Consider the following 13,414-nt stretch of genomic DNA (forward strand, 5'->3'; position numbering starts at 1 on the left):
CTCGCAATGACGACCGACGCGGAGAGGTATCGCACTGGCTGAGGAGGTTTCGTGATAATCAGGAAGGGGATTGTATTCAGCGCGCACCGGGATGGCGGGGCGAAGGAACCCGGGATCGGGTATAGCGGCGGTCCTTGCGGCTGGTCGGGATCATGATCGGGCTCCCTGAAGGCTCCAATGTCTTGTACGGTAGCCCCGTTTTCTGCTGAGATCCAGTCGCATGCACAGACGGGCCAGCGCCGCCCCTTTTCCAAGGGGCGAAGCAAGGTATCCGGCGGTTCGTACTCTTCAGGCCGATATCATCGTCGGTGCTCCAGGATGTCGGTTCGGTTCAGTCGCGGGCGCAGTACCGTGAGCACGCACACGCGACCGACCCGGCATCGGGGACAGGGGTAGGTCGCGGGCGCGGAGCGGTCTTCCGAGGCATCCCTCGTGTCGGGTCGCGGTGCGTTCAACGCGCTGCGGATGCGCGGAAGCTTGGTCCGCCGGCAGCGGTTGGCCAGGAACCCGTAGTGCCGCACGCGCATGAGTCCTTTGGGCAGGATGTGCAACAGGAAGCGGCGCACGAACTCCTCGCCTTCGAGACGCATCACCTTGGGTCGGTGGTGATCGCGGTAGTCGGTGTAGCGGAAGGCGACCTCCCTCGCGTCGATGTCCAGAATGCGCGCGTTGCTGATCGCGATCCGGTGGGTGTAACGCGCCAGGTAGTCGACCACCGTGGGGGTGTGATCGAGACAGTCCTTGGCGTATACCACCCACTCGGCGACCATCAGCCGATCCAGCACCGCGTCGATCTCGCCCGGCCGTGTGACCCGGTGTAGTTCGCCGTCGTCGGCCGCCCGGCGCAGGGCCGCGACCATCGCCCCGCGAAAGCGCCGGGACAAGGCCCGGACCGGGAACAGGGTATTGCCTTGGCTCGGCTTCCAGTGGCCGTCGGCCAGGAGGGCCCCACCGGGGATCAGACAGTGCAGGTGCGCATGCTGGCTCAGGTTCTGGCCCCAGGTGTGCAGCACCACGGTCATGCCCAGCTCGCTGCCGAGGCGGCGTCGATCCTGACCGAAGCGGCGCAGCGTGTCCCAGGTCACCTGGAACAGCAGTCGGTAGAGCACCTCGGGGTGCAACTGCACCCAGCCGTTCAGAGCATGCGGCAGGGTGAACACCACGTGGAAGTAGCGCACCGGCAACAGCGCCTCCTGCTGCCGTTCGGCCCAGACCCGGGTGGCGCGGGTCTGGCACTGCGGGCAGTGCCAGACCCGGCAGCCGTGATACCACGGCTGCTCCCAGCCGCAGGCCTCGCACTGCACCTGCATCCCGCCCAGCGCCTCGGTGCGGTAGGCCTTCAGGTGTTGGCACACCCGGCGCCGGTGGCCGTCCAGCGTCTCTTCGTGCAGGAACCGGTAGAGGGCCTGTTGCAGCGTCGCCGGTTCAGCCATGACGCACCGCCAGGGGCTTGAGCAGGTCCGCAGGACCCGGGCCCGGCTCGTGCTGACTGGGCAACCAATGTACATAGCGCAGGGTCGATTGCAGACGGCCGTGACCCAGCCACCGTTGCAGCCGATGCACCGGCAGCCCCGCTTCGAGTTGGTGCGTGGCATACGCGTGGCGCAGCGCATGAATGCCGCCGATCTTCTCGATCCCGGCTGCCACCTTGGCGCGTTCGAACAGCTTCTGGGCGCTGCTGATGCTCAAGTGCCGATCGCGGTCGGCCGCACTCGGGAACAGCCAGCCACCGGGGCGCGAGTGCAACCAGTACGCCCGCAGCCGTTCCAGCAGCACGGGCGAAAGCGACACCAGCCGGTCCTTCGCCCCCCTGCCTTGCTCGACCCGCAACAGCCGTCGTTCGCCGTCGATCTGCCCGACCCGCAGCCGTACGACCTCGCTCACTCTCAGACCACAGCCGTAACAGATCTCCAGCAGCATCCGGTGCTTGGGGTTCGGGCATGCGTCCAGGAGTCGCGCCACTTCAGCCCGGGTCAGCAACTCCGGAATCCGCTGCGCGCGCTTGGGCACCACAAACGGCACGTCGAACGCCGGCCACTGCAACACCTTCAGGTACAAAAAGCGGATCGCGTTCCGGTGCAACCGGCAGGTGGCCCCGGACAACCCGCGCTCCAGCGCCAGGTGCCGGAAATACTGCTCAAGCTCAGGAACGCCCAGTTCCGCCGGAGAACGTCGGTGGAATCGAGCCAGGTCCCGCACTGCCCACAGGTAACTGCTTTGGGTGCGTTCTGCAAAGCCACGCTGCCGCATGGCATCGATCATCTGCTGCCGTAACGGTGTCATCGTCCTCTCCTTGTCATTGCGACCCACAGGGGTCACCAAGGAGTGTTGACGATCGGCGTTGCGTCAGCGCCCGGAGAAGCAGGCTGCCGCGAAGCGGCTTAGTTCAACCAGTGCTATACAGATTCCGTCTATTATCGTGCACACAGAATGCGCCGGCGTGTCCAGGTCCAGGCTCCGGTTGCGTTTTGCGAGGCTGCGGCCGAGCAGTGCGCGGGCACGCAGACTTCTGGTAGGCACCCCCTGCCGAAGGTGGCGTCTTGTCGGCGGGGGTGCCGGCCCCTTGGGGATATCGGCGCCTGCCCGCCCGGGGTCTGCGGCGCGCGTTCCTGCGGTGGCGTGCGCGGCTGGTGGCATCTTTCGCGCGGCTGCGAATGGGAATCCCTCAGCCACGGAAGCATTGGTCGTTGTGCCAGGACAGTGCCGCCGGGTTCGGGCGGTCGGCAGTTCCTTCGGGGGCGAAGATCGTCTGGCCGTGCAGCGCGTAGTACTGGCGGCCGTTCTCGAACTCCGCGCGAATGCGGCGGCTGACCTCAAAACGTAACTCGGGTGTCACGGTGACATACCCCGCGTCGAAGAGGCTGTGGAGATCGCGACGCAGCAGCAGCCCGTTGCTGGCTTCGTGAACACCGCCGTCGGCGTAGGGCCGGATGTGGGCAGCCTCCAGCGCCGGAAGTGTGCGCTCCTGGGTCACGGCGCAGCGGATCATGTCCGGCTCGGCGCGCACCATTCGGTCTGTGACGAGGGCGAGCAGTCTTTCAGGATTCATCAGCGGGGGAAGGGCCCGACGGAAACGGATCCGGTGTGGCCGGCGAGTCGAACAGCCCACGCTGCTGGGCCAGCACGGCCGACTGAATGTCCTCGTCGGTCAGGCCGTATTCCCGCTTGATTTCGTCGCTGGTCATGCCGGCGGCCAGGCTTCCGAGGACAATCGAAACCGGCACGCGTGTGCCGCGTATCACCGGCCTCCCGTGGCAGGTGGCGGGGTCGATTGCGATGCGGCCGGGTGGAATCATCCGGACTTGCTCCTTCCCGTGAACTTTGGTCGCCTTGCTACCGGTCCTCGCACAGGCGGCCGTCGACGTATTTGTGGAGAATGCTTGCGACCAGGGTCTGGTAGGGAATGCCTTCCGCCAGGGCTTTCTTCTGGAGGCCGCGCAGATCCCTGGAGGTCGGTCTTGGTCGCTTTCCGGCTCGGAATGACCCTCGTCATGGGACCAATGTAGAACAAAATGAAACCTGATTATCACGAAACCTCCTCAGCCAGTGCGACACCTCTCTCCCTCGGTCGTCATTGCGAGCGAAGCGCGGCAATCCAGGCGGCGCGGGGAAGACAAACGCCGTTTGGATCGCCACGTCGCTTCGCTCCTCGCGATGACGGTGGTTTCGATGGCGGCCCGTTCCAATTTGCGGAGCTTCCGTGATAATCAGGAAATGAAATGCGGGGGGATTCACCGTAGCAACGCTTCCGACAGGATCGCCTTCAGTTCGGCCCGGATGGCTGCCACCTCAGCCTCGGCGTTGTTCAGCGCCTCCAGCAGCTCCTCGGGGTCGCCGTGGTCTTCCTCGACGGTATGCGGATTCTTGATGTCGAGGTTGTAGCCGCGTGCCTTGATCTCCTCGGCCGTGACTTTCCAGGCGCGTTCGTTCTCCACCCGGCCCTTGCGGCTGGGCCCGCCCCACCAAGCGGCGCAGTCGTCGAGGTGTTCCAGCCGGATGGGCCTGGTCATCGAGTAGGCTTTCTGACCCTCGGGAACCCGGTGCTCCCAGTACCAGATCGCCTCGGTGGGCGCGCCCTTTTCGAAGAACAGCAGGTTGGTGCCGATCGACGCATAGGGGCGGAACACGGAGTTCGGCAGACGCACGATGGTGTGCAGGTTGCACTCGGCCATCAGGTGTTCCTTGAGCCGCGTCTTCACGCCTTCGCCGAACAGCGTACCGTCGGGCAGGACAACGGCGGCCCGGCCGCCGGACTTGAGCAGGCGGATGATCAGCGCGAGGAACAGGTCGGCGGTCTCGCGGGTGCGGAAATGCTGCGGGAAGTTGGACTCGATGCCGTCCTCTTCGCGCCCGCCGAACGGCGGGTTGGTGAGCACGATGTCCACGCGCTCGTCCTTGCCCCAGGAGACGTAGGGGCGCGCCAGCGTGTTGTCGTGGCGCAGGAACGACGGATCCTCGATCCCGTGCAGCAGCATGTTGGTCACGGCGAGCATGTGCGGGAGCTGCTTCTTCTCCACCGCGCGCAGGCTCGCCTGCATCGTGGCCTCGTCTTCGGGGCGCTTCACGTACTGCTCGCGCATGTGGCGGATCGCGCAGGTGAGGAAGCCACCGGTGCCGCAGGCGGGGTCGAACAGCGTCTCGCCGGGTTTGGGATCGGTCATTCTCGCCATGAACGAGGTGACGGCGCGCGGCGTGTAGTACTCGCCCGCGTTGCCGGCCGATTGCAGGTCGTTCAGGATCTGCTCGTAGATGTCGCCGAAGTGCTGGCGCTCGGTCAGGTTGTTGAAGTCGATGCCGTTGATCCTGTTGACCACCTGCCGCATCAGCTGGCCGGACTTCATGTAGTTGTAGGCGTCCTCGAACACCTCGCGGACCACGCGGCGGCGGTCGCCGGGCTGTGCTGTCGCGGGCAGGCTCTTCAGCGTGGGGAAGAGCGCATCGTTGACGAAGTCGAGCAGATCGTCGCCCGTGATGCCCTCGGGGTCCGCGGCCCAGGTCCGCCACTGGTAGGCTCGGGGATCGGCGAGCGGTAGCCGCCCGGGTTCAGCAGTTCGAGTTCCTGATCCTGGTCGTCGATGATCTTCAGGAAGAACATCCAGCAGAGCTGGCTGATGCGCTGGGCGTCGCCGTCGACGCCGACGTCCTTGCGCATGATGTCCTGGATGGACTTGACGGTGGTGCGAGCGGACATGGTTCAGGCGCTTTCCTGGTAGAGGGCGGATGGCAGTTCGTGCACCGCGCGTTCGAACTCCTGCTTGCCGCCGAAGGCGTTGATCAGCTGGACGACGCTGCCCATGGTGCTGAACGGCGCGATCTTCAGCACGTTGGCATCGTCGAGGCTGAGCGGGCCTCCGGCTGATGGGTGGATCGTCGCGTCGATGCTCCTTCGTCCGAATCTGGCGTAGCATTGCCAACGCCGTTCAATCTCGGGGGATAAGAGATGTTCTCAAGGCGCCATCAGGCGGTTTTCGGTTCGGCGGCCATCGTTGCCGCCCTTGTGCTGGGCTCAGCGGCCTTTGGGCAGTCCGAACACCACATGCACCATCACCTGCAGCACGGAGCCGTCGCTGCCATGGACCGCGGCCCTGCGCATGCCCCCGAGGACCTGCGGACGCTGGTCGAACTTCCCGACGAACTCCGGCTGCACATGCTTGCGAACATGCGCGACCACCTGCTCGCGCTGCAGCAGATCCAGGAAGCGCTGGCCGGCGATGAGTTCGAAACGGCTGCGCAGATCGCCGAGCAGCGCCTTGGCATGACCTCGCTCGAACGGCACGGTGCCCATGCCGTGGGACCGTTCATGCCCGAAGCGATGCGCATGACCGGCACCGAGATGCACCGCGCGGCGAGCCAGTTCGCCGTGACCGTGAGCGACGCCTCCGCCACTGGCGACGTCAGGCCGGCGCTGGCAGACCTGGCAAGGGTCACTGCCCAATGTGTCGCCTGCCACGAGGGATTCCGCGTGCAGTGAAATTGAAGGCCTGTACAGCACCGCCGGGCGTGATGTGGTGCTCAGAGGCATGCCGGATCAACAGCAGATCCTCACCCAGCGCCGCGTGCAGGCTATCGGGGCCATAGCGCATCACCGGCAGACCGCTGCAGCGCTCCGGACCACTCTCAACGAACACGGCCGGCGCGATCAGCGACACAACCCAGCTACCCTCGGGGAGCAGACAGCGCCTGCTCCAGATCGGCGATCAGGTCCTGCGCATCCTCCAGACCGACCGAAAGCCGGATCATCGAGCCGCTGATGCCCCGACGCTCCCGTTCGGCATCGCTCAGCCCGTGGTGGGTGGTGGTCACCGGCTGGGTCGCCAGGCTTTCCACGCCGCCCAGGCTCGGGGCAATTGCGAACAGTTGCAGGCGGTCGACGACGGCACTGGTCGCTGCGGTGTCACCGTCCACCTCGATCATCAGCATGCCGCCGAACCCGGACATCTGTTCGGCCGCCACCGCATGCCCCGGGTGGCTGGCCAGGCCGGGATACAGCACCCGCCGGATACGCGGGTGCCGCTCCATCGCCTCGGCGATGGCCTGTGCATTCTGGTTCTGCTGCCACACCCGCACGACCAGGGTCCGGATGCTGCGTGCGAGCATCGCCGCAGTCTCCGGCGCCGGCGCGGTGCCGAGATTCTTGCGCCAGCCCGCCACCGGCGCGACAAACTCGGCTGGACCCATCAATGCGCCGGCGGTGAGGTCGCTGTGCCCGCCCAGGTACTTGGTGGCGCTGTGGATCACGAAGTCCGCCCCCAGGACCAGCGGCTGCTGATTCACGGGCGAGGCGAAGGTGTTGTCGACCGCCAGCCGCGCGCCGTGGGCGTGCGCCTTGCGCGCGAGCGCCCGGATGTCGAAGATCTCGAGGACCGGATTGGTCGGCGTTTCCAGAAACACCAGTCCGTAGCCGTCGGCGAGCAGTTCATCCAGACGCTCCTGCTCGTCACCCAGCAGCAGGGCCGTGCGAATGCCCAGTTGCGGCAACTGGTCCGCCAGCAGTTCAAGCGTGCCACCGTAGGCGTCGCCCAGGCAAACGATGCCATTGCGGCCATGGGCCAGGAACAGCGCAGCCTCCGCGCCCATCCCGGAGCTGAAGGCGAGGGCCGCTTCGGCACCCTCCAGGCTGGCGAGCTTGGCCTCCAGGCTCTGGATCGTCGGGTTCAGACCGTAGCGCGTGTACAGACTGCCAGGCTTGACACCCTCCACCACGTCCAGCAGGGCGCGCGTCGAGGGAAAGGCGAAGGTCGTCGTCGTGTAGACCGGCGTATGCGGGCTGCCGTGGGCATCACGGGCCTCGCCCGCGTGCACGCAGCGCGTCGACAGCGCCGGTTGTGTCTTCGCGTTCATGGGTAAGGGGCTCCAGGGGAAAACGGGGTTTGAGGGTCGGCAGCGCGTGATCCCCAAGCCGGGGGGCCGGAGACCGCCCGTGCCGTGAATCTACGGCATGCCAGCGACACGGGGGCGAAGTTGATTCCGCCCCCTGCCGCAAACCGATCCGGTCCTACATGATCGGAATCACCGCGTAGCCCTTGGCCTGGTAACCGATCAGCGAGTTGAAGGTGTTGGCCACCGGTTCGACGCCAGGGATCAGGCTCGCGTTATCCACGCCCGACAAGCGCGTCGCAATGCCGCAGGCTTCGAAACGTACTCCGCGTTCCGAGAGATGGCCGACCCGTTCGGCCAAAGCCTGAGCGGCTTCGACCTGTTCGAGCGGGATTTTGCTCTCGTCGGCGGTGATGAAACGTACCGACGGACCGCGGAAGGCCACGATCAGGTCGGCTTCGACCCCATGCGCGGCGAGACCGTCCAGCGTCTCGTTCACGACATCGAGGATCACCACCAGCGTCGAAGGATTGCCGAGGTTCACGTCGAAAATGGCCTTGCCTTCGGCCACGCCTTCCAGTGCGCGCTGGTCGGTCGGCTGGTCCGCGGCCACCATTCCGGGAAGCCACCAAAGCAGCATGAAAAACATGGCAAACGAATACCGTTGATTCAGTCGGTTCATGGGTTTTCTCCTCCAGTGTGGGTCGACGGGAAATGGACCGCACAATGCTTCTTGGGCTCTTCGACGGATCCGGTCGCGGTCCAGCACCCGGAGCCCGGCCTTCTGTCTACTGCGCTCCGCGTTCGAGCGCACGCTGGTTCGCCTCGAAGCCCCCCGCTGCCTGACAGGACTTCTCCAACCCCTCGTCCAGGCTCATCTCTGAATTGGAAAGGAGTGGGTGCGTCGCGGGACCGGAAAACGCCTGGACACCCGGCGACCCGGGACGCCTGGTGGACACTACATCACCGGAGCCCGTTCCACAATGAGCATAATCAAACGATGATATGGGTTTCGGACCCCTCCTCCTCACGGCCTGTGCAGAGCTGTACCGCGATACGTTCTCCTCCGGTGGCCATTACTCCTTGGGAGCAAAAAGAGGATGCACTTAGGAGAGTACCTCCCATGGCGCCTGGCCTTTATCAAATCTTTGTTCTAGTGTTTGTGTCGTGGCCGAAACGCCCGCCAACCCATCCCGGAGGAGGAGGATGACCATGAACAAGCACATACGCCTGCTGTACCTCGCCGCCTTGCTGATTCCGCTGACGCTGGCCGCGGCCCCCTTCGCGTTCGCTGGCCCACCCGGAGCCACCGAGATCAATGGCCAGAAGGTCCTGACCCTGATCAGCCGGGACCCGCCGGGCGTTCGCTGCAACAACAACATCCAGGCGGCGGCTGAGCTGTCCAACCGCTACAAGATCCCGGTCCAGATCGTTCCGGTGACCTTCGCCGGTCCGGACGCGAAAGCGCCGGCGGTCTATTACGGGAATGACCTGATCACCGCCGACGGCGACCCCGGCAACGGCACGGTCGATTTTTCGTCGCTTGCGGAGGTGCTGGAAGTTGTTGGCGCGCCCCGCCATGACAACGACGGCCTCCTGATGGCCATTCCGGATGCCTTCGAGCAACTGAAGGCGGCGATCCGGGTGCAATAGAACATTCCCCCGCGCGGGGGGCGTGGTTCCCGGCGGGTTGTCCATCACCAACCCGCCGGGGGCATTCGCCAGCGGAAACCTGATCGGCCGAACAGCGCCTCTGAGCCGAGCCGCCGGATCCGCATCGCTCGACCCGGGATTCGGGCAACACCCCTGCCTCGGAGCCCAGAAGCAACGCGTCACCCGATCCCGCGGGACCGCGAAAAACAGGAAGAGAAGACACGATGAAAGCACTGCTGATCCTGAACGATCCTCCGTATGGCACCGAGCGCTCCTTCAACGGGCTGCGCCTGGCCGGCAATCTCGTAAAGCGGGAGGGCACGGAGGTCCGGGTATTCCTGATGGGAGATGCCGCCGCCTGCGCCAAGGCCGGACAGAAGGTGCCGCAGGGCTACTACAACCTTCAGCACATGATCTCGATCGTCACCCGCCGTGGCGGCGAGATCGGCGTCTGCGGCACCTGCATGGACGCCCGGGGCATCACGGACGCCGAACTTGCCGACGGCACGCACCGCTCGACGATGGAGGAACTCACCGAGTGGACGCTCGACGCGGACCAGGTGCTGGTTTTCTAAAGCCCCTGTTCGTTGGGGCGAATGCACACCAACAGGAGTCCTCCATGGCACGAACCGTCCTGATCCTCGGTGCCGGCATCGGCGGCATCGTTGCCGCGGAGCGACTGCGCCGCCGCCTGTCGAAGGAGCACCGGATCGTGCTGGTCGACCGCGAGCGGACGCATGTCTTCGCTCCGTCGCTGCTCTGGCTGATGACCGGGGACCGAAAGGCCGATGCAATCTCCCGCCCGTTGGCCCGTGTTCAGCGCAGGGGCGTCGACCTGATCACGGGCGAGATCGAGAGCATCGATCCGACCGACCGGTCCGCCGTCGTTTCGGGCCGGACGCTTCGGGGCGATTTCCTGATCATTGCCCTCGGTGCGGAACTCGCGCCGGAGTCGGTCCCGGGACTGTTCGAGGCCGGTCACAACTTCTACACACTGGCCGGTGCGGAAAGCCTGCGCACGGCACTCGAGTCATTCAGCCGAGGGCGCTTGATCGTGCTCACCGCCAGTCATCCGTACCGCTGCCCCGCTGCACCTTACGAGGCGGCGATGCTGATCGAGAACTCTTTGCGCCGCCGTGGCCTGCGCGAGCGGACGGATCTGCGTCTGTTCGCCGCCGAACCCAAACCGATGGGGGTGGCCGGTCCCGCAGTCTCGGCGGCGGTTCGCGCAATGATCGAGGCCAAGAGCATCGGCTATTTCCCGGACCACGTGATCCGCGAGGCCGACCCGGAGCAGCGACGGCTGCACTTCGGCAACGGCGTCGACGCCGATTTCGATCTGCTCGCCTATGTTCCGCCACACCGTGTGCCCAGGGTCGTTCAGCAGGCTGCAATGGCCCCCGAGGGTGGCTACGTGGCGGTGGACAAGCACACGCTGGAGACCCGCTGGGAACATGTGTACGCGCTAGGGGACGTCGCCGGAATTCCCCTGAGGCATGGCAAGCCCCTGCCGAAAGCCGGGGTGTTCGCGCATGGGCAGGCCGAGGTCGTCGCGGACAACATCGCTCACGCCATTGACGGCAAGGGCCGTGTCGCCCGGTTCGAGGGCCACGGCGCCTGTTTCGTCGAGGTCGGTGGCGGACGCGCCGGCATGGGCAAGGGCAACTTCTATGCCGATCCCGCACCGGACGTACGCCTGCGGAGGCCGGCCTGGCACTGGCACATGGTCAAGATCCTGTTCGAGCAGTACTGGCTGCGGCGCTGGTTCTAGAGCCCTGTCACACGGGCCGGCGCATGGTCGGAACGCAACGCGGGAGGAAGCACCGATGGGCAAGACACTGGCGGAATTCTCGATGCGTCATCGGCGCTGGGTCTTTGCGGCCCTGTTGCTGCTCGTGGGAATCACGGGCGCAATGATGCCGCTGATCCACATCGACACCGACCCCGAGAACATGCTCGAGGACGCGCATCCGGCCCGGCTGCAGCATGCCGCGATCAAGGAGCGCTTCAACCTGCACGACCTGATCGTGGTCGGGGTGGTGAACGACCGGCATCCGGACGGCATCTACAACCCCGATTCGCTGCATGCACTGCATGTGCTGACCCGCACCGCCGAGGGGATCGAGGGTGTGGTCGCGCGCGACGTGCTGTCGCTGGCCACGGTCGACAATGTCGAACAGGTGGCGCCGGGTACGATCCGCTTCGACTGGCTGATGGCGGAACCGCCAACCACGCGCGAAACCGCACTCGCGCTGCGTGCGGCCGTCGAGCGCCTGTCGATGGTCCACGGCACCCTGGTCTCCGAAGACGGACGCGCGGCCGGCATCTACGTGCCCATCGTCGACAAGAACGAGAGCCACCGCATCGCCGGCGAGATCCAGGCGGCGATCGACACGCTGCATACTGCGGACGATTTCCACATCACCGGTCAGCCGGTTGCGCAGGACACCTTCGGCGTGAAGATGTTCCAGCAGATGGCGATCTCCGCGCCGCTGGCCGGGCTGGTGATCTTCCTGCTGATGCTCTACTTCTTCCGCAGCGTCGCGCTGGTGATGGCCCCGATGCTGCTGGCGATGGCCACGGTGATCGCGACCATGGGCCTGCTGATCGGCGCGGGCTTCACCGTGCACATCATGAGCTCGATGATTCCGATCTTCCTGATGCCGATCGCGGTGGTGGCCTCGGTGCATGTGCTGTCGACGTTCTCCGACCGCTTCCGTGCGGGCGATGATCCCGAGGCGGTGATGGCCGACGTGATGGGCACGCTGTTCAAGCCGGTGCTGTTCACCGCGCTGACCACCGCCGTCGCCTTCTCGTCGCTGATGCTCGCGCCCATCCCCCCCAGCCAGGTCTTCGGAGGCTTCGTGGCCCTGGGAGTTCTGCTGGCCATGGTGCTCACGCTGACCTTCGTTCCGGCCTACGTTGCGGCCCTGCCCAGGCCGGTCATCGAACGCATGGCGCGCCGTGTCGGGCGCCAGCAGGGCGCTGGAGAGCCACGCGGACGTTGCCTGCTGTGCGAGGCGCTCGCCGCGATGGGACATTTCGCGCGGCGGCATTCCGGGCCGGTGCTCGGCCTGTTCGTCGCCATGATGGCGCTCGCCGTGTTCGGCCTGACGCAGATCCAGATCAACGACAACCCGACCACCTGGTTCAAGGAGCATCACCCGATCCGCATCGCCGACCGTGTCCTCAACGAGCATTTCGCCGGAACCTATGAGGCCTACCTCGTGCTGGAGCAACGGGCCGGCGCCGACCTGGAACCCGAACTGCTGCAGCGCGCAGGCCCGGTGATCCGCGAGGCCGCGCAAACCCGCCCCGGGCTCGACGCGGCGTGGCGTCTTGCGCTTGAAGAAGCCCGGTCCGACGAGGCCACCGTGTCTCTCGACCGGCTGCTGTTCCTGCTCGAGGACCAGGCGGCCGCGGCGCAGGCCGAGGTCTGGGAACGGCTGATCGCGATCGCGGAGACCGTGCAGAGCGAGTCGCTCTATTTCCAGAATCCCCAAGCGCTCGCCTACCTGGCGGCGCTGCAGGAACACCTCGAGGCCTCCGGCCATGTGGGCAAGACCCATTCGCTGGCGGACCTGGTGCGCACCGTGTACCGCGAACTTGTCAGCGGCGAGCCCGAGGATTACCGCATTCCCGAGAGTGCGGCCGGCGTCGCCCAGGCGATCCTGAGCTTCCAGTCCTCGCACCGTCCCGAGGACCTCTGGCACTTCGCGTCCCCCGATTTCCGGGCGACCAGCATCTGGCTGCAGATCCCCCAGGGGGACAACCAGCACATGCAGCGGGTCGTCGAAGCGGCCGAGGCCTTCCTGGCGGCGAACCCCTTGCCGGATGGCGTGACGCTGGAGTGGGGCGGGCTGACGTACATCAACCTCGTCTGGCAGGGCGAGATGGTCGTTGGTAAGTTGCACGCCCTGCTCTCGGCCTTCGCGGTCGTGCTGCTGATGATGGTCCTGCTGTTCCGCTCGCTGATCTACGGCGTGCTGGCGATGCTGCCGCTGACACTGACGATCGCGACCATCTACGGGGTGATGGGGCTGGTCGGCAAGGACTACGACATGCCGGTTGCCGTGCTCTCGTCGCTGAGTCTCGGGCTGTCGGTGGACTTCGCGATCCATTTCCTGCAGCGACTGCGCGTCGCGCTTGCGGAATCCGACGACTGGAGTGCAGCGCTCGACTACGTATTCACCGAACCGGGACGCGCGATCACCCGCAACGCCGTCGTGATCGGAGCCGGCTTCCTGCCGCTGCTGGCTGCACCGCTGCTGACCTACGTCACCGTGGGCGTGGTGATGGCCAGCATCATGATCGCGTCGACCGTGGTCACGCTGCTGATGCTGCCGGCCATTCTCCAGACCTGGCCACGGCTGTTCTTCGGCGCGCAGGCCGTGGCGACGCGCCCCATGGCGTCGTGGCGACTGCCGTGATCCGTTCCGCCGGC

General features: G+C 65.9%; 14 protein-coding genes and 1 pseudogene. 5 read left to right on the forward strand and 10 right to left on the reverse strand.

Features of this window, described 5'->3' with window-relative positions:
* Positions 1–299 precede the first annotated feature (299 nt).
* The 8 genes and pseudogenes from TVNIR_RS07965 to TVNIR_RS21030 all read right to left on the reverse strand — a co-directional run bounded on the left by TVNIR_RS07965 (position 300) and on the right by TVNIR_RS21030 (position 5,323).
* Positions 300–1,433: an IS91 family transposase gene (locus tag TVNIR_RS07965; RefSeq protein ID WP_015258484.1), complete on the reverse strand. Its 1,134-nt coding sequence runs from the start codon at positions 1,431–1,433 to the stop codon at positions 300–302.
* Complete coding sequence (locus TVNIR_RS07970; protein ID WP_015258485.1) at positions 1,426–2,283, reverse strand: tyrosine-type recombinase/integrase; 858 nt, start codon at positions 2,281–2,283, stop codon at positions 1,426–1,428. The genes TVNIR_RS07965 and TVNIR_RS07970 overlap by 8 nt, the downstream gene beginning before the upstream one ends.
* A gap of 382 nt (positions 2,284–2,665) precedes the next feature.
* Positions 2,666–2,989 carry an HNH endonuclease gene (locus TVNIR_RS07975; RefSeq protein WP_237251773.1) on the reverse strand — a complete coding sequence of 108 codons (324 nt, stop codon included), beginning with the start codon at positions 2,987–2,989 and terminating at the stop codon, positions 2,666–2,668.
* A 49-nt stretch (positions 2,990–3,038) separates the two neighbouring features.
* A complete protein-coding gene (locus tag TVNIR_RS07980; RefSeq protein WP_015258487.1) occupies positions 3,039–3,296 on the reverse strand; it encodes a DUF433 domain-containing protein in 258 nt (85 codons plus the stop codon).
* 37 nt (positions 3,297–3,333) lie between these two features.
* Positions 3,334–3,459: pseudogene (locus tag TVNIR_RS20625) on the reverse strand (antitoxin); the annotation flags it as partial.
* 272 nt (positions 3,460–3,731) lie between these two features.
* Positions 3,732–4,877 (reverse strand): N-6 DNA methylase, encoded by a 1,146-nt coding sequence (locus tag TVNIR_RS07985; RefSeq protein ID WP_237251775.1) that lies wholly within the window; start codon positions 4,875–4,877, stop codon positions 3,732–3,734.
* A 41-nt stretch (positions 4,878–4,918) separates the two neighbouring features.
* Positions 4,919–5,191 (reverse strand): type I restriction-modification system subunit M N-terminal domain-containing protein, encoded by a 273-nt coding sequence (locus TVNIR_RS20630; RefSeq protein WP_237251777.1) that lies wholly within the window; start codon positions 5,189–5,191, stop codon positions 4,919–4,921.
* A gap of 3 nt (positions 5,192–5,194) precedes the next feature.
* Positions 5,195–5,323, reverse strand: coding sequence for a hypothetical protein (locus TVNIR_RS21030; RefSeq protein ID WP_015258488.1), 129 nt, complete (start codon positions 5,321–5,323; stop codon positions 5,195–5,197).
* Between the two features lie 249 nt (positions 5,324–5,572).
* Here TVNIR_RS21030 and TVNIR_RS07990 point away from each other — a divergent pair, with 249 nt between their 5' ends.
* On the forward strand, positions 5,573–5,971 hold the full coding sequence (locus TVNIR_RS07990) for a hypothetical protein (RefSeq protein ID WP_043740398.1): 399 nt from the start codon (positions 5,573–5,575) through the stop codon (positions 5,969–5,971).
* Positions 5,972–6,156: 185 nt separating this feature from the next.
* Here TVNIR_RS07990 and TVNIR_RS07995 read toward each other — a convergent pair whose 3' ends face one another.
* On the reverse strand, positions 6,157–7,341 hold the full coding sequence (locus TVNIR_RS07995) for a trans-sulfuration enzyme family protein (RefSeq protein ID WP_015258491.1): 1,185 nt from the start codon (positions 7,339–7,341) through the stop codon (positions 6,157–6,159).
* A gap of 154 nt (positions 7,342–7,495) precedes the next feature.
* Positions 7,496–7,999 carry a DsrE family protein gene (locus TVNIR_RS08000; RefSeq protein WP_015258492.1) on the reverse strand — a complete coding sequence of 168 codons (504 nt, stop codon included), beginning with the start codon at positions 7,997–7,999 and terminating at the stop codon, positions 7,496–7,498.
* Between the two features lie 530 nt (positions 8,000–8,529).
* Here TVNIR_RS08000 and TVNIR_RS08005 point away from each other — a divergent pair.
* From TVNIR_RS08005 to TVNIR_RS08020, 4 genes are all read left to right on the forward strand, one after another.
* Positions 8,530–8,970, forward strand: a complete 441-nt coding sequence (locus TVNIR_RS08005; RefSeq protein WP_015258493.1) for a hypothetical protein — start codon at positions 8,530–8,532, stop codon at positions 8,968–8,970.
* Positions 8,971–9,194: 224 nt separating this feature from the next.
* Positions 9,195–9,545, forward strand: coding sequence for a DsrE/DsrF/TusD sulfur relay family protein (locus tag TVNIR_RS08010; protein WP_015258494.1), 351 nt, complete (start codon positions 9,195–9,197; stop codon positions 9,543–9,545).
* Positions 9,546–9,589: 44 nt separating this feature from the next.
* A complete protein-coding gene (locus TVNIR_RS08015) occupies positions 9,590–10,741 on the forward strand; it encodes an NAD(P)/FAD-dependent oxidoreductase (RefSeq protein WP_015258495.1) in 1,152 nt (383 codons plus the stop codon).
* A 55-nt stretch (positions 10,742–10,796) separates the two neighbouring features.
* Positions 10,797–13,400 carry an efflux RND transporter permease subunit gene (locus TVNIR_RS08020; RefSeq protein ID WP_015258496.1) on the forward strand — a complete coding sequence of 868 codons (2,604 nt, stop codon included), beginning with the start codon at positions 10,797–10,799 and terminating at the stop codon, positions 13,398–13,400.
* Positions 13,401–13,414: the final 14 nt, after the last annotated feature.

This window comes from Thioalkalivibrio nitratireducens DSM 14787, assembly GCF_000321415.2.
Classification (GTDB): domain Bacteria; phylum Pseudomonadota; class Gammaproteobacteria; order Ectothiorhodospirales; family Ectothiorhodospiraceae; genus Thioalkalivibrio; species Thioalkalivibrio nitratireducens.